Origin of the sequence: Sulfitobacter sp. HI0040 (genome assembly GCF_001634885.1) — a bacterium.
Lineage (GTDB): Bacteria > Pseudomonadota > Alphaproteobacteria > Rhodobacterales > Rhodobacteraceae > Sulfitobacter.
On record NZ_LWEX01000406.1, the window covers coordinates 1 to 26,108 of the forward strand.

A 26,108-nucleotide genomic window follows, 5' to 3' on the forward strand; every position below is an offset into this window, starting at 1 on the left:
CCGGACCAGCCGTAGTGAAAGGCGCGGGCCTGCCCCGCTGTATGGGTGGTCCCCGGCGACGGCAGCAGAAGACCGGGGAAATGTTCGTGCCCCGTGCGCCCGGTGCGGTTTTCGCGCGCGCGCATGCCTGCCGACCAGGGCGTGGAAACGGGCTGGAACTCGCCGCACCAGCGGCCGGCGAAATCGACCATTTTCCGTCCGTTCTGCGGCGCGGGGAAAACCGGTGCGGCCAGCCAGTCCAGCGTGACGGGGTCGGGCGCATCGACCTCGGCCCGGGCCGTGACCATATGGGTGTCGGGGTCGATCCCGAAAAAGGCGGCATAGCCAATTTCGCTCTCGGCATCGCGAAACCGCAGGGTGAGCATATCTTCCGCGCCCTCGTCACTTTCGAACCGGAAACGCGGGGTGAAGCGGCCCCCTTTGGCGTCCCGCAGGACAATCCCTGGCTGGCCCGGAAAGCCGCGCGTCTCCTCCGGACAGATCGACAGTTCCGGTGTTTCGTCCAGCATGCCGCCGGTCACGTCGATGGCATGCGCCTGCGCAAGCGTCGAAAGCTCTTCGCCATCCGGCAGCCGCGGCCCCCAGTAGACGATCTCCGGCAGGCGGTCCTCGCGGGAGGCGAGAACCAGCGACTGACGGGCATCATCGAGCCGCCAGCTTCGCATCATTTGACGGCCCCCAGTGTCAGCCCCGCGATGAAGTGCCGCTGCATCAGAAAGAACATCAGCACCGGCGGCAGCGCCGCGACGATGGAACCGGCCGACACCAGATGCCACGCGGCGACCCATTGCCCGTTCAGCGAATAGAGCCCGGCGGTGATCGGTTGCTGATCCGCCCCCTGCGTCAGCACGGTGGCCCAGAAATAGTCGTTCCAGATGAAAGTGAATATCAGCACCGACAGGGCCGCCAGCGCGGGTTTCATCAGCGGCAGGACCACGAACCAAAAGATGCGGATCTCGGATATGCCCTCCACCCGCGCCGCCTCGATCAGTTCGAACGGCAGCGCCTTGATGAAATTACGCATGAAGAGCGTGCAGAAACCGGCCTGAAAGGCGATGTGGAACAACGCGAGCCCGTACCACGTGTTGTACATCCCCAGATCGAGCGTGAGATCGCGCACCGGCACCATGAGAATCTGGAAGGGAACGAAATTGCCCGCGATAAACATGAAGAACAGCAGTAGGTTGCCCTTGAACTTGTAGACGGCCAAAGCGAAGCCGCTCATGCAGCTTATCGCGACCGCACCGATGACAGTCGGGATCGTCACCTTGAAGGAATTGAGGATGTACTGCCCGATGGGCGTCTGCTGGAAGATGGCGGTGTAGTTTTCCAACAGGTTGAAGCTGCTGGGCCAGCCCCAGTAATTCCCCGCGGTGATATCCCCCGCGGAACGGACGGAGGTCAGCGCCACGGCAATCAGCGGCAGCAGCCAGACGATGAGTGCCACCGGCAGCGCGACCTTGTAGACGGTCTGCGCCACGGCCGAGCGTTTCTGGATCGGCGTCGGAAACATCTCAGTAGCCCTTCTCGTCGCGGTACATCTTCCACAGGAAGCCGGTGATGTAGACCATCATGATCAGGAAAAGCACGACGGCGATGGCCGCCCCGTATCCCATGCGGAAGCCGTATTCGCTGAACGCCTGTTCATACATGTAGAACGCCAGCACGCGGGAGGAGCCCCATGGCCCGCCGTCCGTCATGATCGAGATAAGGTCAAAGGAGCGCAGCGCGCCGATCACCGTGACCACCACGGCGATGAAGGTCGCGGGCCGTAGCTGCGGCAGGATCACGTACCACAGCAGCTTTGCCCCCTTGGCGTTGTCCAGCCGCGCGGCCTCGATCTGTTCGGGATCAACCGCATTCAGACCGGTGAGGTAAAGGATCATGCAATAGGCCGTCTGCGGCCAGAGACCGGCGGCAATGATCCCGTAGGTCACATAGTCTTCGTTGGCGAGCACGGCGATGGGTTCGATCCCGAACCACCCCAGCGCAATGTTCATCAGCCCGTAGGAGGGATCGTAAAACCATGCGAAAACCAGGCCCACGACAACCTGACTGATGACAAAGGGAAAGAAGAAAAGGGATTTGTAGATGCGGATGCCCCGCACCGTCTGGTTGAGGAACAGGGCCACGAAAAGGCCCATGGGAATGGCCAGCATATAGAGCACCAGCCAGATCACGTTGTTCTTGAGCGAGGTATAGAACGCCTCGTCGTCCATCAGTTCGACGTAGTTGTCGGCGCCGACCCATGTCCTTTCGCCAAGACCGTCCCAGTCGTAGAACGAGATATTGATCGACTGAAAGATCGGAATGATCACGTAGACCGCGAACATGAAGATGCCCGGCGCGAGGAAGAGCCAGGGCGCGAGGCGCTGCTGGTTCTCCTTCCACCATGACCGGCGCAGAGGCGGATGGGTATCGGGAACGATGGGAGCCGTCATGGCGCTGTCTCCGGCTGGAGTGGGGCGGCAGGTTCAGGTGTCCCGCCCGGGAGGGGCCGGGCGAGACGGTAAAGCGCGATGCGGGATTATTCGTAGACCCGCTGCCGCACTTTTTCGAGCCGCTCGAGGATCTTGTCCATGCGCTCTGGTTTGACCATGAATTCCTGAAAGCCTTCCATGCCGGCCTTGGCCATTTCGGCCGGGGCATCCCGGTCGAAGAACTGGGCGATGCCGCCTTCCGTCCCGCTCAGCATTTCGTAGCCTGCCTGCAGGAACTTGTCGTCACCGACCTGGCTGTCCTTGTTGATGGGCAGCTGGCCCAGCGTCTTGTTGACCTCGGTCTGCACTTCGGCGCGCGCGAGGTAGGCAAGGAACTTCTTGGCGTCTTCCTTGTTCTTCGCGTTGGCCGGAATGTGGATCGTATCGGTCGGCGCTTCCTCTGCCATGGGCACATCGTCGGAAATGCGCGGGAACTGGAAGAAGCCGATCTGCTCGTCCGTCAGCCCCGCCTCACGCAGCGGTGCCACGGCGAAGTTGCCCATGACGTACATGGCCGCGTCACCCTGCACCATGGGGGCCAGGGCTTCCTGCCATGAATAGGCGGCATGGTTTTCGAGGAAGCAGTTCGCATCCAGCATGCGCTTCCAGTTTTCCATCGTGGCCTTCACCCGGTCGTCCGTCCAGGGAACCTCCCCCTTGGTGAGCGCCATGTGAAAATCGTACCCGTTGGTCCGTAGGTTGAGGTAGTCGAAGACCCCTGCGGCGGTCCATAGATATTTCGTTCCGATGGTGATGGGTGTAATGCCCGCTTCGGAAAGCGTGTTGCAGGCAGCGAGCAGGTCGTCGAAGGTTTCGGGCGCGGTGATGCCGTTCTGCTCGAAAATGTCACTGCGGTAGTAGATGCCCCACTGGTAATAGGTATAGGGCACGCCCCAGATCTTGCCGTCGATGGTCATCGACCCCTTGGCGGAGGCGAGCGTCTCTCCCAGCCCGTTCTGCTCCCACACGTCGTCGACCGGCTCGAAAAGGCCCGCCTCAACATAAGGCAGCATCCGGTTGCCCGCGTACCAGTTGGCAAGGTCCGGCGCATCGGCCGTCAGGAAGTTGCGGATCGATGTCTTGTACCCTTCGTGATCGAAAAGGTTCCACTTCACCGTGATGTCCGGGTTCTCTGCCTCGAATCCCGCAATCAGCGCCTCGAAGGCGGCCTTCGGCGCTGGGTCCGAGGTATCGGTGTTGATGACAAGCTCACCGGCGACGGCGGTGGACGTGAACAATGTGGTCGCGGCCAGCGCACCGGCCAGCCTGCTGTTGAATGCGTTCATGGTTCTCCCTTTCTCCTCCCGATGCAAAGTCTCAAATAATGGGACAAATGTTTTGCATATTGATAAAATAATCTCATGATGCTAACCGAGTCAATGTCAACTTCGTTAATGCCGGGGCAGAAGGTCGGAATGAACAAGCAGGTCGTATCGGACGGAACGCTGGGCAAATCGCTCGACATCCTCGACTCGGTCGTGGGCTTCGGTCGGGCCGTCCGCTTTTCTGAAGTGCTTGAGATCAGCCCCTACCCCAAGGCCACACTTCACCGCATCATGCAGTCGCTCACCAGTCAGGGCATGCTGGCCTATGACGAGGAACGGCATGTTTACGTGCCGGGCATGCGGCTCGTCCGAACGGCGCGCCATGCGTGGAACCAATCATCGCTCGCACCTTTGGCCGCACCCTTTCTCGATACGCTTGCCAGCGATGTGGGCGAAACCGTTCACCTTGCGCAGATGGAAAACGGCAGGGTCGTGTTCATCGACAAACGCACCCCTGAAAACGGCTTCAAGACGATGGCCGTGGCCGGACGGCGCGCGCCTGCCCATTGCACCGGAGTGGGCAAGGCCATGCTCGCCTTCATGGACGAAAAGCGCAGGGCGCAGGCGCTCGAAAACCAGCTCTACGAACCCTTTACCCCGGCGACCCATACAACCCCCGGCACACTGATGACGGAACTGGACGCGATCCGCGCCAGCGGCGTGGCCTATGACCGCGAAGAGCATGAACAGGGCATCGTGTCCATCGCGGCGCCCATCTTCGACGGGTATCGGCGGGTGATCGGGGCGCTTTCCATCGTGACGTCGACCATGCGGATGGCCCCCGATGCGCTGGAAAATTTCCGGCCCGCCCTGCTGCGCACCACCGCCCAGATCGGGACGGAGGCCGCTGTCTGGCCATTTCCGGCCGCCCAGTGACATGACCTAAATTTCAGGGGAGCGAGGAACGAATGTCAGGCGTAGCACTCAACGGGGCCGTCAAGCGATACGGTGAGGTGCAGGTGATCCACGGGGTCGATCTGCAGATCGATGACGGCGAGTTCTGCGTATTCGTCGGCCCGTCGGGCTGTGGCAAGTCCACCCTGCTGCGGATGATCGCGGGACTTGAGGAAACCACCGACGGCAGCATCGCGATCGGCGGGCGCGACGTGACCCGGGCGGATCCTGCGGAACGCGGCGTGGCGATGGTGTTCCAGACCTATGCGCTCTATCCCCATATGAGCGTTGAGGAGAACATGGGCTTCGGTCTGCGCATGAACGGCGTGGACAAGGCAACCATCAAGTCGAAGGTGCGCGACGCAAGCCGCATCCTGCAGTTGGACGACTACCTCGCCCGGAAACCAAAGGCGCTTTCCGGCGGGCAGCGCCAGCGCGTCGCCATCGGCCGGGCCATCGTACGGGGGCCGGAGGTTTTCCTTTTCGACGAACCCCTGTCCAACCTCGACGCGGAACTCAGGGTCGACATGCGGGTGGAAATCGCCCGACTCCACAAGGAGATCGGCGCCACGATGATCTATGTCACCCACGATCAGGTGGAGGCCATGACACTGGCCGACAAGATCGTCGTGCTGCGGGCGGGCCATATCGAACAGGTCGGCAGCCCGATGACCCTTTACGAGGATCCGGACAACCGCTTCGTTGCCGGGTTCATCGGATCACCCAGCATGAATTTCATGAACGGGGAGGTGACGGGCGGTAAGGTCGTGATCCCCGCGCTCGGCAACATGGCCATTCCCGCCAACGTCGCCCTGCCCGCTGATGGCCGCGCCGTGATCGTCGGTGTGAGGCCGCAGCACCTTTCGGTCACGGCGGCGGAATCCCCTGTGCGGATCGACATTCGCGAACGCCTTGGCGGTGTCGCCTACGACTATCTCGATACGCCGACCGGCGAACGCATCGTCGTCGAAACACGGGGCGACGAAGCCATCCCGGAAGGCAGCGGCGTGCGGGTGGATTTCGACCCGGCACAGGCGATGTTCTTCGACGCGGAAAGCGAATTGCGCCTGCGCTGAGCCGTTCAGGCTTTCACCGCCTCCATGAAGCGGTGCCGGATCACCACCGGGTCCAGCGTGATCACCGGCATCTTCACATTGCCGCTGTCGCACTTGCAGACGATCACGGTCATCTCGTCACTGTCGATCGCGTCCCTCAGGACCGGGCCGAGGTCCTTGTCCTGCACCTCGATCACGTTATCGCATCCGCAGGCGCGCGCCACTTCCGCAAGCGAGGTCTTTTTGCCCGCATAGGTCGGCTGATCGCCCGTTGACCCATAGGACCCGTTGTCGATGATCAGCAGCGTGTAATTGCCTGCGGCGTTGTTGCCGATGGTGGGCAAGGTGCCAAGGTTGGTCAGGACAGAGCCGTCCCCATCGATGGAAATGACCGGCTTCGGCTGCACCAGTGCCAGCCCGAACCCGATGGAAGAGGCCAGCCCCATGGTGCCCAGCATGTAAAAGTTGGTGGGCTGATCATCGATGCTGTGCAGTTCCTGACTGGGCAGGCCGATATTGCAGACGACAAGGTGGTCACGGATGATGGGCGCGATGTCGCGCAGGATCTCGGAACGTATCATTGGTCGCCGTAGCCTCCCCAGAAGTTGGCGTCGGTCAGGATCGCCACGGGCTTGTTGCACATGAAGGTGTACTTGAGGATATTGTCGAGCTCCTCCACGTCCTTCTGGCGGTGAAAGTGATAGGTCGGAATGTTGAGTTGCGCGAGCAGCGCCTTGGTATGGACCGCCATTTCCACCTGACAGGCGACCGGTTCGCGCAACTCGCCCCGGTAGGAAATGATCATCGGCAGCGGCATCCGGTAGAACTGGATCAGCGTGACGAGCGTGTTGATCGTGACCCCGATGGCGGTGTTCTGCATGATGATCGCGGGCCGTTTGCCCCCCATGAAAGCCCCGGCGCAGAGCCCCATGCCTTCGTCCTCCTTGTTCGCGGGGACGTGCATGATGTCGTCGCGGCGCTCGACCTCCTCAATCACGCCGGCCAACTGCTTGCAGGGCACGGTAGTGACGAAGAACACGTCGTTCGCGACAAGGTCATCCGCGATCTTCCTGTCGATGTTCATCTGGAGTCTGCCTTTCCTCTGGGGCGCCCGGCGGCGCTTTGGCGGGATATGGGGTGGGCTCTGTGCGGCAAGGAACCGTTCTGCGCCCGTAGCGGCTGTTGCCCCATTGGTAGCCCCCGGCGGGGGCCACCGCAATACGACCGGATCTGGTGCCGGGGCACGCGTATCGATCAGACCGGCGGCGAAAGAGGAGCCGCACATCGACGGCACGGGCGTGGCCTTCCATATCTTTCAGTCGGGATAAACGCGCCGCCGGGTGCAAACTAGCCGAGGTATCCCACGAAAGAGACGATTTTCCAGTTTCCCCCCTCCTCTCGGACCAGGGTGAAGACGGATTGCCAGCCGTAGGGTTCGCGCGTGCCGTCCCGCAGCGGAAGGGCCCCGTCGAAAACCTTGTGAAGAAGCGCGGTGCCCTCCGCGTAGAAATCAATTCTGGCGATACGCGCGCCTTCGAACATGGCGCGCCGCAGCTTGTCCGGATCGGCCCGCTCCCGCGTGAGCGCCGACATCTCCAGCCAGCGGTCCCGGTATGCCGAAAGGTTTGGAAAACCCACCGTCCACTGGAGAGGATCCCGCGACCCGCCCGCGTCCAGCGCAATGAAGCGGGCCGCGTCGAAGTCATCTGCGACCGCAGCCCAATCTCCGGCGAGGAAGGCATCGATATCGGCACGCATGTGCCTTTCCCAGAGCGTGTGGCGCACAGGATCGTTACCGGAATCGAACGGATTGTCGAAAGGGCTCATGAAAATCTCGCGGTGCAGCCGGGGCGATGTGCTTCGGGTAATACGACGCGGGGCCGGCAGCAATATGGCATCGCAAAGGGTCCGGGGCTGCTTCTGTCCTTTTCATCCGGAGGGCGCTAGGGAGGGGCATCCATTATCGAAATGCGCCCTGCCCAATGACGATACCACCGCCCTCACACCTTTTGCCCGAAGACGCGCGCGGGTTTCTCGCGCGCTGCGGTCTTGCAGACCGCGACCTGCAGGTATTCGCCGCCGATGCATCGAGACGACAATATACCCGCCTTTTCGGGCAGGACGTGATCCTGATGGACGATAGGCACGATCCCGCAGGTTTCGCCGCCTATCTTCAGGTCTCCGCCCATCTGAACGAAATGGGCCTTTCCGCCCCCCGGGTCCTCCATGCGGAACCCGACCCGGGTCTCGCCCTGCTGGAGGATTTCGGCGACGACACCTATGCGCGCTGCCTTGGAAGCGGCAGTGACGAAGAACACCTGTACGCGCTCGCCGTGGATGCGCTGCTTTATCTGCATCACCACCCCAAAGGCCCGGCCATCGAAAGACCCCTTTATGACATGGAGGTCCACCTTGATGAGTTGTCGATCTTTTCCCGGTGGTACGCGCCAGCAATGCGCCCCGATCTTGATATAGCCGCTTTCGACAAGGCGTGGCGGGCGCTCTGGTCCGCTGCCCTGCGCCCGGTGGCGGATCGATATGAAACCCTGGTGCTGAGGGATTTTCACATCGACAACCTGATGCTGTTACCCGGCAGGGAAGGCGTGCGCGCCTGCGGGCTGCTTGATTTTCAGGATGCGATCCTCGGCCCCTGTGAATATGACCTTGTTTCCCTGCTGCAGGACGCCCGGCGCGACATCGATCCCGCACTGGAGGAGCGCTTGTTCCAACGCTACTGCGCCGGTGCACCGGATATGCTGGGCGATGTAGAGCAGATCCGCCAGCGCTACGCGATACTGGGCGCCCAGCGACATGCGCGCATCCTCGGCGTTTTCGTGCGGCTGCATCAGAGGGACGGCAAATCCCGTTATCTGCCTTTCATGCCGCGCGTGCTCACCCAGTTTGAACAGGCGCTGGCTGCGGCAGATTTGGATGAGATCTCGGGCTTTCTGGATGACACCTTGGGGGATTGGCGGGACCTGGCAAAAATCTCCGATATGGCGGCGGGCTGAGCCGCGGCGCCCAAGCTGACCTCAAACCGGTTCGACCAGTTCCGCGCCCTTCGCCCGGTTGGAGTTCACTTCGCGCCCCACACGGTGCCAGGTGAGCGTCTCTTCGGGGGCGGGTTGCAACAGGGTCGCGGCGCCTTTGCCCTCCTCCCCCAGCCAGAGAGGCATATCGGGTTCTTCGATGATGACCGGCATCCGGTTGTGAATGCGCCGCATCGGGGCGTTGGCGGCGATGGTGACGACGGCGCAGGTGGCATGGCGGGCCCCGTCGCCGTCCTTCCAATCCTGCCAGATGGCGGCAAAAGCCAGCGGTGCGCCATCGCTTCGGGTGATGTACCACGGATCACGCCCGCCTTCGGGATCCTTGGTCCATTCGTAAAAACCGCTCGCGATAATGAGGCCCCGCCGCTCGCGCACGGCATTTCGGAAGGCGGGCTTTTCTGCGACGGTCTCTCCCCGCGCGTTGATTAGCAGCGGGCCGTCCGACATCTTCTTGTACCATGGCGGCAGCAGCCCCCAGCGCATTGAACGCAGGGCGCGGCCCGCATCAGCCCCGGATGTCACGATATGGACCTGTGTCGTCGGGCAGACGTTGTAATTCGGCACCTCGGGCAGATCGTTCGCCGGTGCAGCGGCAAAGATCGACGCCATGGCATCATGCGGCAATGTGATCGCCATGCGTCCGCACATGTTGGATACCTCAGGTTTCGCTGCCTCCCCCGGAATATAGGCGCACGCCCCACGCCCCGCAAATCCGCCTAGGCGATAGGCGGCACAACTGACGGAGGCGAACCGCCGATCGCGGCACGCGTGACTTTTACCCCCCTCGTCTTTCTGCGAAAGAGACGGGCAACGTTTCACTTCCAAGGCCCCTTCATGCTTCGTCAACTGCTTCCCGTCAGCGCATTGTTCCTCGGCTCCGCCTTTCTGCTCTTTGGCGGGGGGATCAATGGCCTCATCCTGCCGGTGCGCGGTACGAGCGAAGGGTTCTCCTCCCTCTCACTCGGCATGCTGGGCACGGGCTGGGCACTGGGTTACGTGTCGGGCTGCGTGCTGACGGCGGGACTTGTTTCACGGGTGGGGCATATCCGTGCCTTCGGGGCCATGGCCGCGGTGGCGGCCATTACCATCCTCGCCAGCGCCCTGCTGATCACGCCCTGGGCGTGGATCGTGCTGCGGGGCATCTGCGGCTTTTGCTTTGCGGGCACGGCGATGATCGTCGAAAGCTGGCTGAGCGACAGGACCGACCCGGAGGCGCGGGGCCGCATTTTCGGCATCTACACGATGGTGAATCTGGGGGCCACGACCGCGGGGCAGATGATGCTTACCCTGGGCGATCCCAATGGCTTTGCCTTCTTTGCTCTGGCCGCGATCTTTTATTGCCTCGCCCTTGTACCCACCGCCGTCACATCCAGTTCCACCCCGCCCCCGCTCGCGTCGGTCAAGCTGAACATGCGGGCGCTCTGGCGCAATTCCTCGGTTTCGGTGTTCAGCGTTTTTTGGGTGGGCGTGTCTAACGCAGCCTTCGGTACGCTTGCCGCCGTCTATGCGGAGCGGATCGGGCTGGTTCTGGCAGCGATCGCCTTTTTCACCTCCCTGCCGATCCTTGCCGGTGCTGTCATGCAGGTGCCGGTGGGCTATCTGTCGGACCGGATGGACCGGCGGAAGGTTCTCATCGGTATCGCGGTGTTGGCCCTGCTGGCGGACGCGGGCTTTCTAGTCCTCGCACCCGAAAGCCGTGATCTGAACCTGCTGCTCGCTTCCGTTCTTGGGGGGTCGATCTATGCGATGTATCCGGTGATCGTGGCCCATGCGAATGACCACGCCGAACCGGGCACCTCGCTGCAGATCTCCGGCGGGCTGCTGATGACCTACGGCATCGGGTCCATCGTGGGACCGCTGCTGGCAGGCTGGGCCATGGAGGACCTTGGTCTGCGCGCGCTTTTCGGCATGACCGCGCTGTCACATATCATGATCGTCCTGTTCACCATGTACCGGATCACCCGGCGCGAAGCCCCGTCCGAGGCGGAAAAGACGGTCTTCCAGCCGGCCACGGCAGGCAGAACCTCCACCCTGCAGACCATGCCCCTGAGGAACGGAGACCCCGCGCCCGGCACTGCAGAGCAACCCGCCTGAGAAAGCACAAAGGGGCGTGGCCACACCGGCCACGCCCCTTTCATTCTGAAACAGCTATTTACTTCGCGACGATACGCCCGTCGGTATAGGGTTTGTAGGGCGCGTTCTGGGCCAGGAATTCCGCCGTCACATCCGCGAGGTCGGGGCCGAAGTCATAGGCATTTTCGGCTTCCTTGAACATCGCGTAGCCGTCCCCGCCGTTGCGCACGTAGTTGTTGGAAACCACACCATAGGTCTTTTCCGGCTCGAGCGGCTGACCGGCGATCATCACATCGCTGATACGGCTGCCCGCCGGCTGGCTCGCATCGAAGGTGAATGTCATCCCCGCGACCTGCGGGAAACGGCCTGCGCCTTCCTCGATCTGGGAAACCCCGTTCTCCAGCGCTTCCATCAACTGCTCTCCACTGACCTGAAAGGTGGACAGCGTGTTCTGGAACGGCAGTACCGTCAGCACCTCGCCCATGGTGACATCCCCCGCGTCGATTGAGGCGCGCAAACCGCCGCTGTTGGCGATGGCGACGTCGATCCCCTGATCGGCCACCCGGGCGAGCATCGCATCGGCCACAAGGTTGCCCATGGCGCATTCACCGGCACGGCAAATGTCGCGGCCCCCCTCGATCGCCTCCTCTGCCTGGGCCACCACGCGGTTGCGGATTTCCTCCAGCGGTTTTGCAGCCTCGCCAATGCGGTCCACGGTCGAGCTATCCTCCGTCACTGCGGCGTCGAGCAGAAGCGGGTCACCCACGGCTTCGATCACGCGACCTTCGTCATCGAAGGTGACATTCAACTCCCCGAGGAATTTACCGTAGGCATAGGCCTGCACGATCGCCGTTTCGCCCTCCATGGTGGGATAGGGCCCTTCGGCGCGTTCATGCGTGTTGCTGAGCAGCGTGTTGGAATGACCGCCGACAATCACGTCGACGCCGGTTGTTTCCCGCGCGACGCGCTGGTCCACGCCGAAGCCCGAATGGCTGAGCACGACGATCTTGTTGACGCCCTCTTCTGTCAGGCGGTCGACCTCGGCCTGCACCGCTTCGACCGGGTCGGTGAAGATGATGTTGTCACCGGGGCTGGCGAGTTCATGGGTGTCCTGCGGGGTCAGACCGATCAGCCCGATCTTTTCGCCGTTCTTCTCGATCACCGTCGATTTGCGGATCGCATCCGCCAGCAGCGGCTCACCAGAGACATCGGCGTTCGACATCAGGATGGGGAATTCAACCGCATCCACGAAACCCTTCAGCACTTCGGGGCCGTCGTCGAATTCGTGGTTGCCCACGGTCATCGCGTCATAGCCCATCTTGTTCATCATTTCGGCGGCCAGCGCACCCTTGTAGTGGGTGTAGAAGAGCGTGCCCTGGAACTGGTCGCCCCCGTCCACCAACAGCGCATTGTCGGTCCGGCCCCGCGCTTCGTTGATGGCCGTCACCAGCCGGCCCGAGCCGCCAAAGCATTCGCCGGCGCTGTTGTCCTCGGCGGAACAGGGGCCGTCATACTTGCTGATCGGCTCGAACCGGGCGTGGAAGTCATTGGTGTGCAGGATGGTCAATTTGTACTCGGCGGCTGCCATTCCGCTGGTCATGGCCAGCGCGGCGGCGCTCGTCAGGAATCGTTTCATCGGTCTTCCCCTGTTGTGTTGATACCGCATGGTGGCGCGCGGCCCGGAGGGAGTCAAAGCGGATATGGCACTGCCCCAGCGGCAGGTCGCGCAGCGTCCGGTCAAAGGCGGCGCAGGCGGCCTTGACCGGACCTTCCCGCGCGGGCACTACGGGCCCATGTTGATCTACAAGATATTCCGGTCCGACGAATGGGCCGCGCTGCGCCGGGACGGCCATACCAAAGGCGCCCCCATCGACGTTTCCGACGGCTATGTGCATTTTTCCACCGCCGAACAGGCTCCCGAAACAGCAGCGAAACATTTCGCGGGGGAGGAGGGATTGTATCTGCTGGCGCTTGATGCCGATACGCTCGGCCCCGAGTTGCAATGGGAGCCTTCGCGCGGCGGTGCCCTTTTTCCCCACCTTTACCGGGACCTGCGGATGGAAGATGTCGCCTGGGCCCAGCCGCTGCCGCTCGAAGACGGCCAACACCGCTTTCCCGCAGGTTTCGAAACGGAGGAACAATGACCCGATATATCGATCCGGACCGCGCGCAGTTCGATGCTTTCAAAGCTCTTGACCGGGATGCGCCGCTCGACATGTTCAACCTCGTCAAACTGCAGGACAAGGCCAATTATCCCGGGGATCACGGTCTTGCGCGGGATGGGCTGACCGGGGCGGACGCCTATGAGCTTTACGGGAAGGAAAGTGGCCCTGTTTTCGCCCGTGTGGGCGGAAAGATCGTTTGGCGCGGGCAATTCGATCTGACGCTGATCGGCCCGCAGGATGAAACCTGGGATGTGGCGTTCATTGCCCGCTATCCCAGTGCCCATGCCTTTCTGGAAATGATCTCTGACCCGATCTACAAGGACGCCGTGGTGCATCGGCAGGCGGCGGTGGAAACGTCCCGCCTGATCCGCACGCAGAACCTGCCCCTGACTGACGGCTTCGCGTGAACGCGCTTTTCGAACGGCTGGGCCTGCTCGCCCTGCACCGGCTCGACCCGGAGACGGCCCATGGCCTTGCCCTTCGCGCGCTCAATTCCGGTCTGACGCCGGCACCGGGGCCCATCACCTCCCCCCAGTTGAAGACCACGCTTGCGGGGCTGGCCTTGCCGAACCCCGTGGGTCTCGCTGCGGGTTTCGACAAGAACGCGACGGCGGTAAAGCCGCTGCAACAGGCCGGTTTCGGCTTTCTGGAGGTGGGCGCCGCGACGCCGAAGCCGCAGCCGGGCAACCCGCGCCCGCGGCTTTTTCGCCTGTCCGAAGACCGCGCGGCGATCAACCGTTTCGGGTTCAACAACGATGGCGCGGAGGAGATCGTATCCCGCCTCGCCCGGCCCCGGGACCCGGCGGTACCCGTGGGTCTGAACCTCGGTGCCAACAAGACCTCGACCGACCGGGCCGCCGATTTCGCCACCGTGATGCGTGCGGCCCGCGACCATGTGGATTTCGCCACCGTCAATGTCTCCTCCCCGAACACCGAAAGGCTGCGGGACCTGCAGGGCAAAGCGGCCCTTGCGGGATTGCTCTCCGGGGTCATGTCAGAACGCGGTGCCTGCCCGGTCTTTCTCAAGATCGCGCCGGACCTGTCCGACGCCGAAATAGCCGAGATCGCAGAGGTAGCGCAGGAAGCGGGTGTCGCCGCCATCATCGCCACCAACACGACGCTCGACCGGACCGGCCTTTCCAGCGCCTACGCGCAGGAAACCGGGGGCCTTTCGGGCAGACCGCTCATGGAAAGATCGACCCGCGTATTGGCACGGCTTTCCTTTTCCACCGATGTGCCGCTGATCGGCGTGGGCGGCATCGCAAGCGCGGAGGACGCCTATGCGAAGCTTCGGGCCGGTGCCTCCGCCGTACAGCTCTATACCGCGCTGGTCTATGACGGGCTGTCGCTGGTGAGCCGCATCGTCGAAGGGTTGGACGGGCTTCTGAAACGCGACGGCTTTGCCTCTGTCGCCGATGCGGTCGGCACCGGGCGGGAGGCCTACCTTTAGCCCGCAGTCGCCTTGCCTTGCCTGAGGGGCGGGGGCGGCGCATCCGCATCGGCTTCGAGCGAGGGATACCGCAGGCCCAACGTAATGCCCCGGGCGACGAAAGACGCCAGAAGGGATAGCCACAGCCCGTGATTGCCCAAGGCGGGCACCAGTACCAGCGCAAAACCCACGTAGATGGCGAAGCTGATCGCCATCATGTTGCGCATGTCGCGTGACCGTGTGGCACCGATGAAAATACCGTCCAGCATCCATGCCGCCCAGCCCGCGACCGGGGCCGCCACCATGTAGGGCAGGTAATCCCGCGCCACGGCGCGCACCCCGGTCGCGGTCGCCATCAAATCGATGATCGCACCCCCTGCCAATGCGAAAGCGATTGCCATCCCGACGCAGGTGGCCAAGCCCCAGCCGCTCGTCAGCAAGGCGCCTCGGCGCAACACCGCACGCTGCCGCGCGCCCATGGCCCGCCCCACAAGCGCCTCGGCGGCATAGGCGAACCCGTCGAGCGCGAAGGCCGTGATCATGAGGAACTGCAACAGCACCTGATTGGCGGCGAGTGTGACATCGCCCAGCCCCGACCCCATGAAGAGGAAGGACACGAACATCGCCTCCAGCAGCATGGAACGGATCAGGATATCGGTATTCACCCGCATCATGTGCAGCCAGCGCGGCCCGTCAAAGACCTGGGCCCAGTTGCGCCATTCGGGCAGGCGGAACGCGGCCCGGCAAAACCACAGGCCCAGCGCGGCACCAGACCATTCCGACAGGAAGGTCGCGATGGCCACCCCCTGCACCCCCCAGTCGAGCCCCAGAACGAACCACAAATCGAGCACGATGTTCAGCCCGTTCATCCAGAGCTGGATGGCCAGAACGGCGCGTGTGCGCTCCTGCGCGATAAGCCACCCGGTGATGGCGTAAATCGAAATCGCCGCCGGGGCCGACCAGACGCGGATGGCCATATATTGCTGGGCCAAGCCTTCCACCTCTGCGGAACCGGGCGAAAGCCGGAAGGACGCCCAAAAGAGAGGCAGTTGCAAAAGGATGATCGCGGCCCCTGCCCCTGCCCCGATCAACAGCCCGCGGGTAAGCAGGGCGGCGACTTCGGCATCGTCCCCGTGGCCCGCGGCCTGCGCCGTCAGACCGACAGTGCCCATCCGCAAGAAGCCAAAGATCCAGTAGAGCGCCGAGAGGATGATCGCCCCCAGCCCCACCGCGCCGATGGGGGCGGCAAGGCCCATCTGGCCCACGACCCCGGTATCGACCGAACCAAGGATCGGGACAGTGGCATTGGAGATGACGATCGGGACCGCGATGTTGAGAACCCGGCGATGGGTCACGACGTCGCGCGGTTCCAGCGCGCCCTTGTCGACGGCACGGACCTCCGCGTCGCTGAGAGGTTCGTCCACCGGATCAGCCCTGACGCCGGGGGATCACGAAATGGCCGGTAGCCTGGGCAAAAAGGCGCGCCCGGTTGTCCTGCCAGGCCTCTACGTGAACCGACGCATAGCGACGGCCAGAACGGTTGATGCGGGCGCGGGCATAGGCATCCCGGGGCAGGCCCGACCGCAGATAATCGACAGTGAAGTCGATCGTCTTGGGCAACCGGGGAAGATGCGCATGATCGAGGTTATCGAGATCGAGCGCACCGCTTTCCATATCCTCCCAGATCAATCCCCAGCTGAGCGTGACAATCGCCGTCATCTCCAGAAATGCCGCCGTCACCCCACCGTGGAGCGCGGGCAGCAGCGGATTGCCGATGAGCGTATCGTTGAAGGGTAGAAGCCCGGTCAGCTCATCCCCCCGCCGTTCGAACCGGATGCCCAGAAACTGGATATAGGGCACACCTTCGACAAGCGCGCGCAACACGCCATCCCGCCGCTGCTTGACCACCTGAACGGGTTCGGGGCGTTTCGAAAAGCTCATCTTTTGCCCTCCACCGTGAAGGTGCCGGTCGCGGTGGCGACCGGGTTATCGGCATCATCGTCGGTGGCCGTGGCCCGGACGAAGGCCACCGACCGGGTGACATGATAGCAGGTCGCGGTCGTGCGGATCCGTTGCCCGGGGCGCGCCGCGCGCAGGTATTCGATGCGCAGATCCATGGTTGCCGTCCCGGCGGGATTGGTCGGATGGCTCATCACCGCTGCCCCGCAGGTGGTATCCATTAGGGCCGATACCGCACCGCCGTGAATCACCTTGGTCACCGGATCGCCGATGAACCGCTCGTCATAGGCCATGGAAACAACCGCGGTACCGCGTTCGATATCCTCCACCTCCATCCCCAATGCCACGGCATGCGGCAGGGCCTGTATGAATTGCCTCGCCATGCGCGTTTTGTCTGACATGTATCGCGCCCCTTTTTCCTGCCTGATGAACTTTATCCGTTGATGCCTTCCAAAGGGCAAGAGGACCTGTTGCTCATTCATCTGCTTGGACATAGCCTGTGGCGGAGGAGACCGCCCATGGCCGACGACCGCCTGACTTTCAAGGAAATGTGCGCTACGTTCGACGTAACGCCGCGCACGCTGCGCTACTATGAATACATAGAGCTGCTGCAACCTGACCGCGAAGGCCGTGCACGTTTCTACGGGGCACGGGAACGGGCGCGGATGAAGCTCATCATGCGGGGGCGGAAATTCGGATTCGCGCTCGAAGACATTCGGCAGTGGCTGCTTATCTACGAAAAAGAAGGCACCGACGCCCAGATGCGGACCTGGATCGAAATGGCGGACCGGCAGTTGGCCGAACTGGCCGATCAAAAGGCCCAGCTGGAAGAGGCGATGTCCGAATTGCAGCGCCTGCGCGACGACACCGCCGCCGCGCTCGACTGATCCGAAAACCTTTCCCTTAGTTTGAATCGCTGTTTTCCCCCGATCCGGGGGCAGAACACCGCTGTATCATCCCGCTGACGCACTAGGTCGTTACGTCAACTTCACAAGTGACGCGACGTCCAGCTTACGTCAACGTAAGGCATCGCTTTATATCCACCCCGAGTACCAAGATCGATCATCGAAAGCCAACCGACCCCAGAACGGAGGGACGTCATGACCGAAGATACAAAAACAATTCGACAGATGTGCGACGCATTTGACGTCACGCCCCGGACATTGCGCTTTTACGAAGCCAAGGAACTGCTGTTTCCGATCCGGGACGGGCAAAAGCGCCTCTTCACGAAACGGGACCGCGCCCGGCTCAAACTGATCCTGCGCGGCAAACGCTTCGGCTTTTCGCTCGAACAGATCCGCCAGCTGCTCGATCTCTATCACATGGGGGATCAGCAACATACGCAGATCGCCCGCACCTACGAGATCGCGAAAGAGCGCCTGGCCGATATGGAAGCCCAGCGCGACGAGCTGACCGAAGCGATCGAGGACCTGCAAGCACAGATCAAATGGGGCGAGAAGATGATCTCCTCCATGAACAATTCGCGCAAGGCGGCGGAATAACCGCCCCGCGCCGTCCGAACCAAAGATTCCCAACGGAGACACCATGCCCAGCTATACCGCCCCCATCGACGATCTGCAGTTCGTGTTGCACGACGTACTGAACGTCACCGAGCAGAGCACACCCGGCTACGACGAACTGGAACCCGATTTCACCGCGGCCATCCTCGGCGAAGCGGGCAAACTCACCTCAGAGGTTTTGGCCCCGCTCAACACGGTCGGCGATACCGAGGGCTGCCGGTTGGAGAACGGGGTGGTCTACACGCCCAAGGGGTTCAAGGAAGCCTTCGAAAAGGTCAAGGAAGGCGGCTGGCCCGGTCTGGACATGCCCGAGCAATACGGCGGCCAGAACATGCCCTATGTGGTGGGCACCGCCGTGGGAGAGATGTTTTCCGCCGCGAACCAGGCCTTCACCATGTATCAGGGTCTGACCCACGGTGCGGCCTCCGCGATCCTCGCCCACGGGACCGATGGCCAGAAAGATACCTATCTGCCCAAGATGGTTTCCTGCGAATGGACGGGTACGATGAACCTGACGGAACCGCACTGCGGCACCGATCTGGGCATGATGCGCACCAAGGCCGCCCCGCAGGAAGACGGCAGCTACAAGATCACCGGGCAGAAGATTTTCATCTCTTCCGGCGAACATGACATGGCAGACAACATCATTCACCTCGTTCTGGCCAAGATCGAAGGCGGCCCGGAGGGGATCAAGGGCGTGTCGCTTTTCATCGTGCCGAAATTCATGGTGAACGAAGACGGCTCGCTGGGCGAGCGCAACGGCGTATCCGTGGGTTCCATCGAGGAAAAGATGGGCATTCACGGCAATTCCACCTGCGTGATGAACTACGACGGCGCGACCGGTTACCTGTTGGGCAGTGAGCATAAGGGCATGCGCGCGATGTTCACCATGATGAACGAAGCCCGCCTGGGCGTCGGCATGCAGGGTCTCGCCCAGGCAGAGGTCGCCTATCAGAACGCGCTGATCTACGCCAAGGACCGGCTGCAGGGCCGCGCTGTCACCGGCGCCGAGAATCCCGACGGGCCGGCCGATCCGCTCATCGTGCATCCGGACATTCGCCGCTCGCTGATGGACCAGAAAAGCTTTGCCGAAGGCGCGCGGGCGTTCATCCTGTGGGGGGCCACGCTTATCGACGCCGCGCATCGCAGCGGTGACGCCGATGCGGACGGGCTCGTGTCGCTGATGACGCCGGTCATCAAGGGCTTCCTGACCGATCAGGGCTACGACATGACCGTCAAGGCACAGCAGATCTACGGCGGCCACGGCTACATCGAAGAATGGGGCATGTCGCAGTTCACACGCGACGCGCGTATCGCGATGATCTACGAAGGGGCCAACGGCGTTCAGGCGCTCGACCTCGTGGGCCGCAAACTGGCCGCCGACGGCGGCAAGCACGTGATGGCTTTCTTCGACATGGTGAAAACCTTCATCCGCGACAATTCCGGACAGGATGCGGAATTCGACAAGGCGTTCATGGAACCGCTGAAATCCGCCAGCAAGGATTTGCAGGCCGCCGGGATGTACTTCATGCAGAACGGGATGAAGAATCCCAATGATGCGCTCGCCGGTTCGAACGACTTCATGCATATGTTCGGTCACGTCTGCCTCGGCCTGATGTGGGCAAAGATGGGGCTCGCCGCAAAGAAAGCGCTGGCCGAAGGAAAAGGCGACGCCGCGTTTTACGAAACGAAGCTGACAACCGGGCGTTACTACATGGCACGCCAGTTGCCCGCGACCGCGCTGCACCTCACCCGCATCCAATCGGGCGGCGAGACTGTCATGGCGTTGGAGGCGGCGAACTTCTAAAATCGGCGGCGGGGGATCCCCCGTCTGCCACCTACGGAGACCAGATGCCAAAACGCTTTCGCCTGACCCGCCGCTTTCCCGTCGCCATGACCGAAGACGGCTACCGGCGGCTGAAGAAATTCTCCGCCGATGCGGGGCTCGACGAGGGGGAGGCGCTGTCCTTCCTGTTCGAGAACTTCAACAGCGTGATGAACGAGGAGAACCTCACGGCGCGGCTTCGGCTCTTCAATTCGGAACTGGACGACCGAAAACGCTGACGAACCTGGGAGGGGGGTACATGACACAGATGCAGACCGGTCCGTCCTCCTGGATGACCGACGAACATCGGATGATTGCCGAGCTTACGGCGCAATTCATCACCAAGGAATGGACCCCGCGCTTCGCCGAGTGGCGCGAGCAGGGCATGATGGATCGCAGCGCGTGGAATGAAGCGGGCGAACTGGGCCTGCTCTGCCCATCCATTCCGGAAAACTACGGCGGCGCGGGGGGAGACTTTGGCCATGAGGCGGCGATCCTCATCGAGGTCTCCCGCGCGAACCTCGCCTCATGGGGGCATAGCGTTCACTCCGGAATCGTGGCGCATTACCTGCTGGCCTACGGCACAGAAGAGCAGAAGAAGCGCTGGCTTCCCAAGATGGCCAGCGGCGAGATGGTCGGCGCCATCGCGATGACCGAACCCGCAACGGGTTCCGACCTGCAGCGTATCTCCACCCGCGCGACACGCGAAGGGAACGCCTACAAGCTCAGCGGGCAAAAGACTTACATCACCAACGGCCAACACGCGGATCTCATTATCGTGGCGGCCAAAACCGATCCGTCAGAGGGCGCAAAGGGCGTCTCCCTCATGGTGGTGGAGACGGACGGGGCCGAAGGGTTTCACCGCGGGCGCAACCTCGACAAGATCGCGATGCATGCGTCAGACACCTCCGAATTGTTCTTCGACAATGTGGAAGTGCCGCCTGAAAATCTGCTCGGTCAACAGGAAGGCCGCGGCTTTTATCAGATGATGGAACAGCTTCCGCAGGAACGGCTGATCATCGGGTGCGGTGCCGTGGGCGCCATGGAAGGCGCTGTCGAACGCACCATCGCCTATTGCAAGGAACGCCAGGCTTTCGGCGGCCCCCTCACGCAGTTCCAGAATACCCGGTTCAAACTCGCCGAATGCAAAACCCGCACTGCCGTCGCCCGCAGCTTCCTCGATTCCTGCATCGCCGAACATCTGGCCGGGGAATTGACCGTTGAAAAGGCCGCCATGCAGAAATACTGGCTGACCGAGACACAGGGACAGGTGCTCGACGACTGCCTGCAACTGCACGGCGGCGCCGGGTTCATGCAGGACGTCGCCGTCGGCGAGATGTGGGCCGATGCGCGCGTTCAGCGCATCTACGGCGGAACGAACGAGATCATGAAGGAACTGATCGGGAGGTCGCTGTGACCCGGTCGGCCAAGGAGAATGACGCTTGCCGCCGGACCCTCCGGGGGGAGTATTTGCGGAAGGGTGAAGGATGGAAGACGTCCCCCCGCTACCGACCCTTTGGCCTTGAAGGAACGCCTTCACCCTTTGCGGTCATCGGCTCTCCAACCTGTACCGCATGCCAAGTTTTCAGCCAAACCGGTTCACAAACCGTAAATTTTCTGCCCTTCACCCTTTTTTCAATACTCCACGGGGTCCGGGGGTGTGAAACCCCCGGCGCCCGAGCCAGAAAGGACGGACCGACATGACGATAAAGCTGCACTGCTTCGGGGAATCCGGCAACGCCTACAAGGCGGCCCTTGCCCTTGAACTGTCCGGATTGGACTGGGAACCTGTCAAGGTGGACTTTTTCGGCGGGCAGACGCGCTCCGCCGACTACCGGGCGCAGATCAACAACATGGGCGAAGCGCCCGTGATGATCGACGGTGATGTCCGGTTGACCCAATCCGGGGTCATCCAGGATTATGTATCGGAGAAGAGCGGCAAGTTCGGCGGAGCGAACGCGGAAGAGCGGCGCGAAATCCTGCGCTGGGTGCTGTGGGACAATCACAAGCTCAGCTCGAATGCCGGGGTCACCCGCTTCCTGATGAACTTCCTGCCCGAGGACAAGCGCCCGCAGGAAGTGATCGGCTTTCTGCAGGGGCGCTTGGCCGGCGCCTATGCGGTTCTGGACGACCATCTGAAGGACCGGGACTGGATCGTGGGCGATAAGCTCACGAACGCCGACCTGAGCTGCTGCGGATACCTCTATTATCCCGAGCCTTTCGGTTTCGACCGCAAGGAATGGGGCAACATCGACGCGTGGCTCACGCGTCTGTCCGAAACTCCGGGCTGGAAAGCCCCCTACGACCTGATGCCCGGCAGCCCTGCTGACCGCGCCTGAAAAAGGAGAGAACGATGACCGAAGCCTATATCTATGATGCATTGCGAACCCCGCGTGGCAAGGGCCGCAAGGACGGCGCGCTGCACGAAGTGACCGCCCTGCGCCTCAGCGCCGAAACCCTCAATGCCGTCAAGGAGCGTAACAACCTCGAAGGTCATGCCGTCGAGGACGTGATCTGGGGCAACGTCACCCAGGTGATGGAACAGGGCGGCTGCCTTGCACGGTCCGCGGTTCTGGCGTCCGACCTTGACGAGCGTATTCCCGGCCTTGCGATCAACCGGTTCTGCGCATCCGGCATGGAAGCCGTGAACCTTGCCGCAAACCAGGTAAAGGGTGGCGCGGGCAACGCCTATATCGCCGGCGGCGTGGAGATGATGGGCCGCGTGGCCATGGGGTCGGACGGTGCCGCGATGGCGGTGGACCCTACCCTTGCCATGGAAAAGTATTTCGTTCCGCAGGGCATCTCTGCTGACATCATCGCCACCGAATACGGCTTTTCCCGCGATGAGGCGGACCAGCTTGCCATGCAGTCCCAGCAGCGTGCGAAGCGGGCTTGGGACGAAGGCCGCTTCGACAGGTCGGTCATCACGGTGCGCGACCAGAACGGCCTGCCGATCCTAGACCATGACGAATACATGCGCCCGCAGACCGACATGCAGTCGCTTGGCAGCCTCAACCCCGCCTTCCAGCAGATGGGGGAGGTCATGCCCGGTTTCGACAAGGTGGCACTGATGAAGTACCCCCACCTTGAGAAGATCAACCACATCCACCATGCGGGCAACTCCTCCGGCATCGTGGACGGGGCGGCCGCGGTTCTGATCGGCAACAAGGAATTCGGCGAGCAATACGGGCTGAAGCCCCGGGCCCGCATCAAGGCCACCGCAAAGATCGGGACGGACCCGACCATCATGCTCACCGGTCCTGTCCCCGTGACCCAGAAGATCCTCAAGGACAACGGGATGAACATCAACGACATCGACCTCTTCGAGGTGAACGAGGCCTTTGCCGCGGTTGTCATGCGCTTCATGCAGGCGTTCGATGTGGATGACAGCAAGGTCAACGTGAACGGCGGCGGCATCGCGATGGGCCATCCTCTGGGTGCGACGGGGGCGATGATCATCGGCATCCTGCTCGACGAGATGGAGCGGACCGACAAGGAAGTCGGTCTGGCGACCCTCTGCATCGCGTCGGGGATGGGTGCGGCGACGATCATCGAACGCGTATGACCTTGGATCTTCAGGAATTCGCGGATGAGGTGGTCGATGCGATCAGGAGGGAAGACGTCGACGCCTACCTCAGCCTGATGGCGGTGCCCTACCAGATCGTGACGGCCACGGAGTCGCGCACGATCGAAAAGATGGAAGGGCTGGCCGATCACTTCGCGACCTATTGCAAGGGTCTCAGGCAACTTGGCTTCGAGGACCTGTCGCACAAGATGATCTCGACCACGCTTCTGGGGCCGGACCTTGCCGTAGGTATCTACCAGACGGACCTCTACCGCGACGATCACCTCTATGTCGCGCCTTTCCGGTCCGTCGTGACCGTCAGGCGGGGCGAAGACCTGAAATGGCGCGCCGTGGCATCGGCGCACACCATCAATCACGCGGACTGGACCGGGCGGATGGACGCGGTTTCAGGCTCCACAAATATCTAGGTAAAGGAAACCTTTGCACATGACCGATTTCACAATGCAGACAGGCGATGACGGGATCGCCATCATCACCTGGGACGTTCCGGGAAAATCCATGAACGTGATGTCCTTCGACGGGCTGGTCGAAGTGGGCCAGCTTGTCGATGACGCGCTCGCGGACGAAGCCGTGAAGGGCATCATCATCACTTCAGGCAAGGAAGGGTCATTCGCCGGTGGCATGGACCTGAACCTGCTCGCGAAGCTGAAGGCGGACGCGGGCGACGATCCTGCCAAGGGCCTTTTCGAAGGCACGATGAAAATGCACGAGATGCTGCGCAAGATCGAGCTGGCCGGCATGGACCGCAAGACACAGAAGGGCGGCAAGCCGATTGCCTCTGTCTTGCCCGGCACCGCCGCAGGCATCGGGCTCGAACTGCCGCTCGCGACGCACCGCATTTTTGCCGCCAACAATCCCAAGGCCCGCATCGGCTTGCCCGAGATCCTTGTCGGCATTTTCCCCGGTGCTGGTGGTACCACGCGCCTGACGCGCAAACTGGGCGCCATGGGTGCCTCGCCCTTCCTTCTGGAAGGCAAGATGGTGTCCCCCGACGCGGCCAAGCGTGCCGGCATCATCGACGAAGTCAGCGACGATCCGATGGCGGACGCTCGCGAATGGGTGCTGAATGCCAGGGACGCCGATCTGGTGAAGCCATGGGATGCCAAGGGCTACAAGATGCCCGGCGGCGCCCCCTACCATCCGGCGGGCTTCATGACCTTCGTCGGCGCCAACGCAATGGTCAACGGCAAGACCCAAGGCGCGTTCCCCGCCGCGAAGGCACTGCTGTCGGCGGTCTACGAAGGCGCATTGGTCCCCTTCGACACCGCCCTGAAGATCGAGGCACGCTGGTTCACCTCCGTCCTGATGAATCCCTCCTCCGAGGCGATGATCCGTTCGCTCTTCCTCAACAAGGAGGCGCTCGAAAAAGGCGCGGTGCGGCCCGAAGGCGTACCGGACCAGCGGGTGAAGAAACTCGGTGTACTCGGTGCCGGCATGATGGGTGCGGGTATCGCACTGGTATCGGCACAGGCAGGCATCGAAGTGGTATTGATCGACCGTGATCAGGAAGCCGCCGACAAGGGCAAAGCCTATTCCGAAAGCTTCATGGACAAGGGTATCGCCAAGAAAAAGGCAACGCCCGAGAAGAAGGAAGCCCTCCTGAACCTCATCACGGCGACGACCGATCTGGAGGCGCTGAAAGGCTGCGACCTGATCATCGAAGCCGTTTTCGAGGATCCGGGCGTGAAGGCCGAGATGACAAAGAAGGTCGAGGCCGTGATCCCCGAAGACTGCATCTTCGCGTCAAACACCTCCACCCTGCCCATAACCGAGCTTGCCAAGGCATCGAGCCGGCCCGAGCAGTTCATCGGCATTCACTTCTTCTCTCCGGTCGAGAAAATGCTGCTGGTGGAAATCATCAAGGGCAAGGAAACAGGCGACCGCGCGGTGGCCAAATCGCTCGACTATGTCCGGCAAATTCGCAAGACCCCGATTGTCGTCAACGATGCGCGCTTCTTCTATGCCAACCGCTGCATCATTCCCTACGGCAACGAAGCGACGCGGATGATCACGGAAGGCGTCGCACCGGCGCTGATTGATCATGCCGCGCAGCAGCTCGGTTTCCCCGTGGGGCCGGTGCAGCTCGGCGACGAGACATCGATCGACCTTGCGACCAAGATCATGCGCGCCACGAAGGCGGCGATGGGCAATGCCTATCCAGCCTCCGAAGCGGATGACCTGATCGTGTGGATGGAAGATCTGGGCCGTCTGGGACGCAAGGCCAAGGCCGGCTATTTCGAGTATGACGACAAGGGCAAGCGGCTTGGATACTGGAAAGGCATCCATGACAAATATCCGCTGGCCGATGAACAGCCCGACCTGCGGGAGGTACAGGACAGGCTGATGTTCGCGCAGGTTCTGGAGGCCGTCCGCGCGCTGGAAGAAGGCGTGCTGGAAGACATCCGCGAAGGCGACGTCGGTGCCATCCTCGGCTGGGGCTTCGCACCGTGGTCCGGTGGCCCGTTCAGCTGGCTGGACATCATCGGCGCGCCCTATGCCGCCGAGCGCTGCGATCAGCTGGCAGAGAAATATGGCGAGCGGTTCGAATGCCCCGCCCTGCTGCGCGAAATGGCCGAAAAGAACCAGACGTTCTACGGTCGTTTCGGTCCCCAGGCGGAAGCCGCCTGACCGGGCGCCAACGATTACGGACACCTGAACAGGAAGGGAGCCGTCAGGCTCCCTTTTTTGTTACTTTTTCCGATTTTCCTTGTGTTTCTAAGGAACTTCCCTGCCGCCCAAAGCATTTA

At 62.3% G+C, this 26,108-nt stretch carries 28 protein-coding genes; 16 read left to right on the forward strand and 12 right to left on the reverse strand.

Features of this window, described 5'->3' with window-relative positions:
* The 4 genes from A3728_RS16570 to A3728_RS16585 all read right to left on the reverse strand — a co-directional run.
* Positions 1 to 668 (reverse strand): glycoside hydrolase family 36 N-terminal domain-containing protein (locus tag A3728_RS16570; RefSeq protein WP_330220287.1); only part of this gene is annotated, 668 nt, incomplete at its 3' end.
* Positions 665 to 1,513, reverse strand: a complete 849-nt coding sequence (locus tag A3728_RS16575; protein ID WP_067926088.1) for a carbohydrate ABC transporter permease — start codon at positions 1,511 to 1,513, stop codon at positions 665 to 667. The genes A3728_RS16570 and A3728_RS16575, both read right to left, overlap by 4 nt.
* A 1-nt stretch (position 1,514) precedes the next feature.
* Entirely contained in the window at positions 1,515 to 2,441 is a 927-nt protein-coding gene (locus A3728_RS16580; RefSeq protein ID WP_067926093.1) for a carbohydrate ABC transporter permease, read from the reverse strand.
* A gap of 86 nt (positions 2,442 to 2,527) precedes the next feature.
* Positions 2,528 to 3,766 carry an ABC transporter substrate-binding protein gene (locus A3728_RS16585; protein WP_067926096.1) on the reverse strand — a complete coding sequence of 413 codons (1,239 nt, stop codon included), beginning with the start codon at positions 3,764 to 3,766 and terminating at the stop codon, positions 2,528 to 2,530.
* Between the two features lie 129 nt (positions 3,767 to 3,895).
* Between A3728_RS16585 and A3728_RS16590 the strand changes: the two genes are divergently transcribed.
* Together A3728_RS16590 and A3728_RS16595 are read left to right on the forward strand one after the other, a co-directional pair.
* Complete coding sequence (locus A3728_RS16590) at positions 3,896 to 4,681, forward strand: IclR family transcriptional regulator (protein WP_067926099.1); 786 nt, start codon at positions 3,896 to 3,898, stop codon at positions 4,679 to 4,681.
* Positions 4,682 to 4,713: 32 nt separating this feature from the next.
* The gene (locus tag A3728_RS16595; protein ID WP_067926102.1) at positions 4,714 to 5,775 is read left to right on the forward strand and encodes an ABC transporter ATP-binding protein; all 1,062 of its coding nucleotides are present in this window, start codon (positions 4,714 to 4,716) and stop codon (positions 5,773 to 5,775) included.
* 5 nt (positions 5,776 to 5,780) lie between these two features.
* On the opposite strand, the gene comE is transcribed toward A3728_RS16595, so the two are convergent.
* From comE to A3728_RS16610, 3 genes are all read right to left on the reverse strand, one after another.
* Positions 5,781 to 6,335, reverse strand: coding sequence for a sulfopyruvate decarboxylase subunit beta (gene comE / locus A3728_RS16600; RefSeq protein ID WP_067926106.1), 555 nt, complete (start codon positions 6,333 to 6,335; stop codon positions 5,781 to 5,783).
* Positions 6,332 to 6,838, reverse strand: a complete 507-nt coding sequence (gene comD, locus A3728_RS16605) for a sulfopyruvate decarboxylase subunit alpha (RefSeq protein ID WP_067926109.1) — start codon at positions 6,836 to 6,838, stop codon at positions 6,332 to 6,334. Before comD ends, comE begins: the two co-directional genes overlap by 4 nt.
* Positions 6,839 to 7,101: 263 nt before the next feature.
* A complete protein-coding gene (locus tag A3728_RS16610) occupies positions 7,102 to 7,581 on the reverse strand; it encodes a hypothetical protein (RefSeq protein ID WP_067926317.1) in 480 nt (159 codons plus the stop codon).
* Positions 7,582 to 7,736: 155 nt separating this feature from the next.
* On the opposite strand from A3728_RS16610, the gene A3728_RS16615 reads away from it, so the two are divergent.
* The gene (locus tag A3728_RS16615; protein ID WP_067926113.1) at positions 7,737 to 8,765 is read left to right on the forward strand and encodes an aminoglycoside phosphotransferase family protein; all 1,029 of its coding nucleotides are present in this window, start codon (positions 7,737 to 7,739) and stop codon (positions 8,763 to 8,765) included.
* A gap of 21 nt (positions 8,766 to 8,786) precedes the next feature.
* Here the strand turns inward: A3728_RS16615 and A3728_RS16620 are convergent, their stop codons facing one another.
* Positions 8,787 to 9,452 (reverse strand): SOS response-associated peptidase, encoded by a 666-nt coding sequence (locus A3728_RS16620; protein ID WP_067926117.1) that lies wholly within the window; start codon positions 9,450 to 9,452, stop codon positions 8,787 to 8,789.
* Between the two features lie 186 nt (positions 9,453 to 9,638).
* On the opposite strand from A3728_RS16620, the gene A3728_RS16625 reads away from it, so the two are divergent.
* Positions 9,639 to 10,898 (forward strand): MFS transporter, encoded by a 1,260-nt coding sequence (locus A3728_RS16625; protein WP_067926121.1) that lies wholly within the window; start codon positions 9,639 to 9,641, stop codon positions 10,896 to 10,898.
* A 58-nt stretch (positions 10,899 to 10,956) separates the two neighbouring features.
* Here the strand turns inward: A3728_RS16625 and A3728_RS16630 are convergent, their stop codons facing one another.
* Positions 10,957 to 12,513 (reverse strand): bifunctional metallophosphatase/5'-nucleotidase, encoded by a 1,557-nt coding sequence (locus tag A3728_RS16630; protein WP_067926125.1) that lies wholly within the window; start codon positions 12,511 to 12,513, stop codon positions 10,957 to 10,959.
* 157 nt (positions 12,514 to 12,670) lie between these two features.
* Between A3728_RS16630 and A3728_RS16635 the strand changes: the two genes are divergently transcribed.
* Genes A3728_RS16635 through A3728_RS16645 form a run of 3 tightly spaced genes read left to right on the forward strand, consistent with a single transcriptional unit; the run spans position 12,671 to position 14,492 of the window.
* Positions 12,671 to 13,021, forward strand: coding sequence for a DUF952 domain-containing protein (locus tag A3728_RS16635; protein WP_067926320.1), 351 nt, complete (start codon positions 12,671 to 12,673; stop codon positions 13,019 to 13,021).
* On the forward strand, positions 13,018 to 13,449 hold the full coding sequence (locus A3728_RS16640) for a DUF1330 domain-containing protein (protein WP_067926128.1): 432 nt from the start codon (positions 13,018 to 13,020) through the stop codon (positions 13,447 to 13,449). Before A3728_RS16635 ends, A3728_RS16640 begins: the two co-directional genes overlap by 4 nt.
* A complete protein-coding gene (locus tag A3728_RS16645; protein ID WP_067926132.1) occupies positions 13,446 to 14,492 on the forward strand; it encodes a quinone-dependent dihydroorotate dehydrogenase in 1,047 nt (348 codons plus the stop codon). Before A3728_RS16640 ends, A3728_RS16645 begins: the two co-directional genes overlap by 4 nt.
* Here the strand turns inward: A3728_RS16645 and A3728_RS16650 are convergent.
* From A3728_RS16650 to A3728_RS16660, 3 genes are read right to left on the reverse strand one after another with little or no spacing between them, the layout of a single operon-like run.
* Positions 14,489 to 15,895, reverse strand: coding sequence for an MATE family efflux transporter (locus A3728_RS16650; protein ID WP_067926135.1), 1,407 nt, complete (start codon positions 15,893 to 15,895; stop codon positions 14,489 to 14,491). The two genes, A3728_RS16645 and A3728_RS16650, sit on opposite strands and share 4 nt — an antisense overlap.
* Positions 15,896 to 15,899: 4 nt before the next feature.
* The gene (locus A3728_RS16655; protein WP_067926139.1) at positions 15,900 to 16,412 is read right to left on the reverse strand and encodes a PaaI family thioesterase; all 513 of its coding nucleotides are present in this window, start codon (positions 16,410 to 16,412) and stop codon (positions 15,900 to 15,902) included.
* Positions 16,409 to 16,831 carry a PaaI family thioesterase gene (locus A3728_RS16660; RefSeq protein ID WP_067926142.1) on the reverse strand — a complete coding sequence of 141 codons (423 nt, stop codon included), beginning with the start codon at positions 16,829 to 16,831 and terminating at the stop codon, positions 16,409 to 16,411. Before A3728_RS16660 ends, A3728_RS16655 begins: the two co-directional genes overlap by 4 nt.
* A gap of 117 nt (positions 16,832 to 16,948) precedes the next feature.
* Between A3728_RS16660 and A3728_RS16665 the strand changes: the two genes are divergently transcribed.
* The 9 genes from A3728_RS16665 to A3728_RS16705 all read left to right on the forward strand — a co-directional run bounded on the left by A3728_RS16665 (position 16,949) and on the right by A3728_RS16705 (position 25,989).
* Positions 16,949 to 17,317, forward strand: a complete 369-nt coding sequence (locus A3728_RS16665; RefSeq protein ID WP_067926145.1) for a MerR family transcriptional regulator — start codon at positions 16,949 to 16,951, stop codon at positions 17,315 to 17,317.
* Positions 17,318 to 17,530: 213 nt separating this feature from the next.
* Entirely contained in the window at positions 17,531 to 17,932 is a 402-nt protein-coding gene (locus A3728_RS16670; protein WP_067926149.1) for a MerR family transcriptional regulator, read from the forward strand.
* A gap of 43 nt (positions 17,933 to 17,975) precedes the next feature.
* The gene (locus tag A3728_RS16675) at positions 17,976 to 19,757 is read left to right on the forward strand and encodes an acyl-CoA dehydrogenase C-terminal domain-containing protein (protein WP_067926152.1); all 1,782 of its coding nucleotides are present in this window, start codon (positions 17,976 to 17,978) and stop codon (positions 19,755 to 19,757) included.
* 44 nt (positions 19,758 to 19,801) lie between these two features.
* Positions 19,802 to 20,014, forward strand: coding sequence for a hypothetical protein (locus tag A3728_RS16680; protein ID WP_067926155.1), 213 nt, complete (start codon positions 19,802 to 19,804; stop codon positions 20,012 to 20,014).
* A gap of 29 nt (positions 20,015 to 20,043) precedes the next feature.
* Entirely contained in the window at positions 20,044 to 21,192 is a 1,149-nt protein-coding gene (locus tag A3728_RS16685; RefSeq protein WP_067926324.1) for an acyl-CoA dehydrogenase family protein, read from the forward strand.
* 283 nt (positions 21,193 to 21,475) lie between these two features.
* On the forward strand, positions 21,476 to 22,114 hold the full coding sequence (locus A3728_RS16690) for a glutathione S-transferase family protein (RefSeq protein ID WP_067926159.1): 639 nt from the start codon (positions 21,476 to 21,478) through the stop codon (positions 22,112 to 22,114).
* 14 nt (positions 22,115 to 22,128) lie between these two features.
* Positions 22,129 to 23,340 carry an acetyl-CoA C-acetyltransferase gene (locus A3728_RS16695; RefSeq protein WP_067926163.1) on the forward strand — a complete coding sequence of 404 codons (1,212 nt, stop codon included), beginning with the start codon at positions 22,129 to 22,131 and terminating at the stop codon, positions 23,338 to 23,340.
* Positions 23,337 to 23,768, forward strand: coding sequence for a hypothetical protein (locus tag A3728_RS16700; RefSeq protein WP_067926166.1), 432 nt, complete (start codon positions 23,337 to 23,339; stop codon positions 23,766 to 23,768). The genes A3728_RS16695 and A3728_RS16700 overlap by 4 nt, the downstream gene beginning before the upstream one ends.
* A gap of 19 nt (positions 23,769 to 23,787) precedes the next feature.
* Positions 23,788 to 25,989 (forward strand): 3-hydroxyacyl-CoA dehydrogenase NAD-binding domain-containing protein, encoded by a 2,202-nt coding sequence (locus tag A3728_RS16705; RefSeq protein WP_067926169.1) that lies wholly within the window; start codon positions 23,788 to 23,790, stop codon positions 25,987 to 25,989.
* Positions 25,990 to 26,108 lie beyond the last annotated feature (119 nt).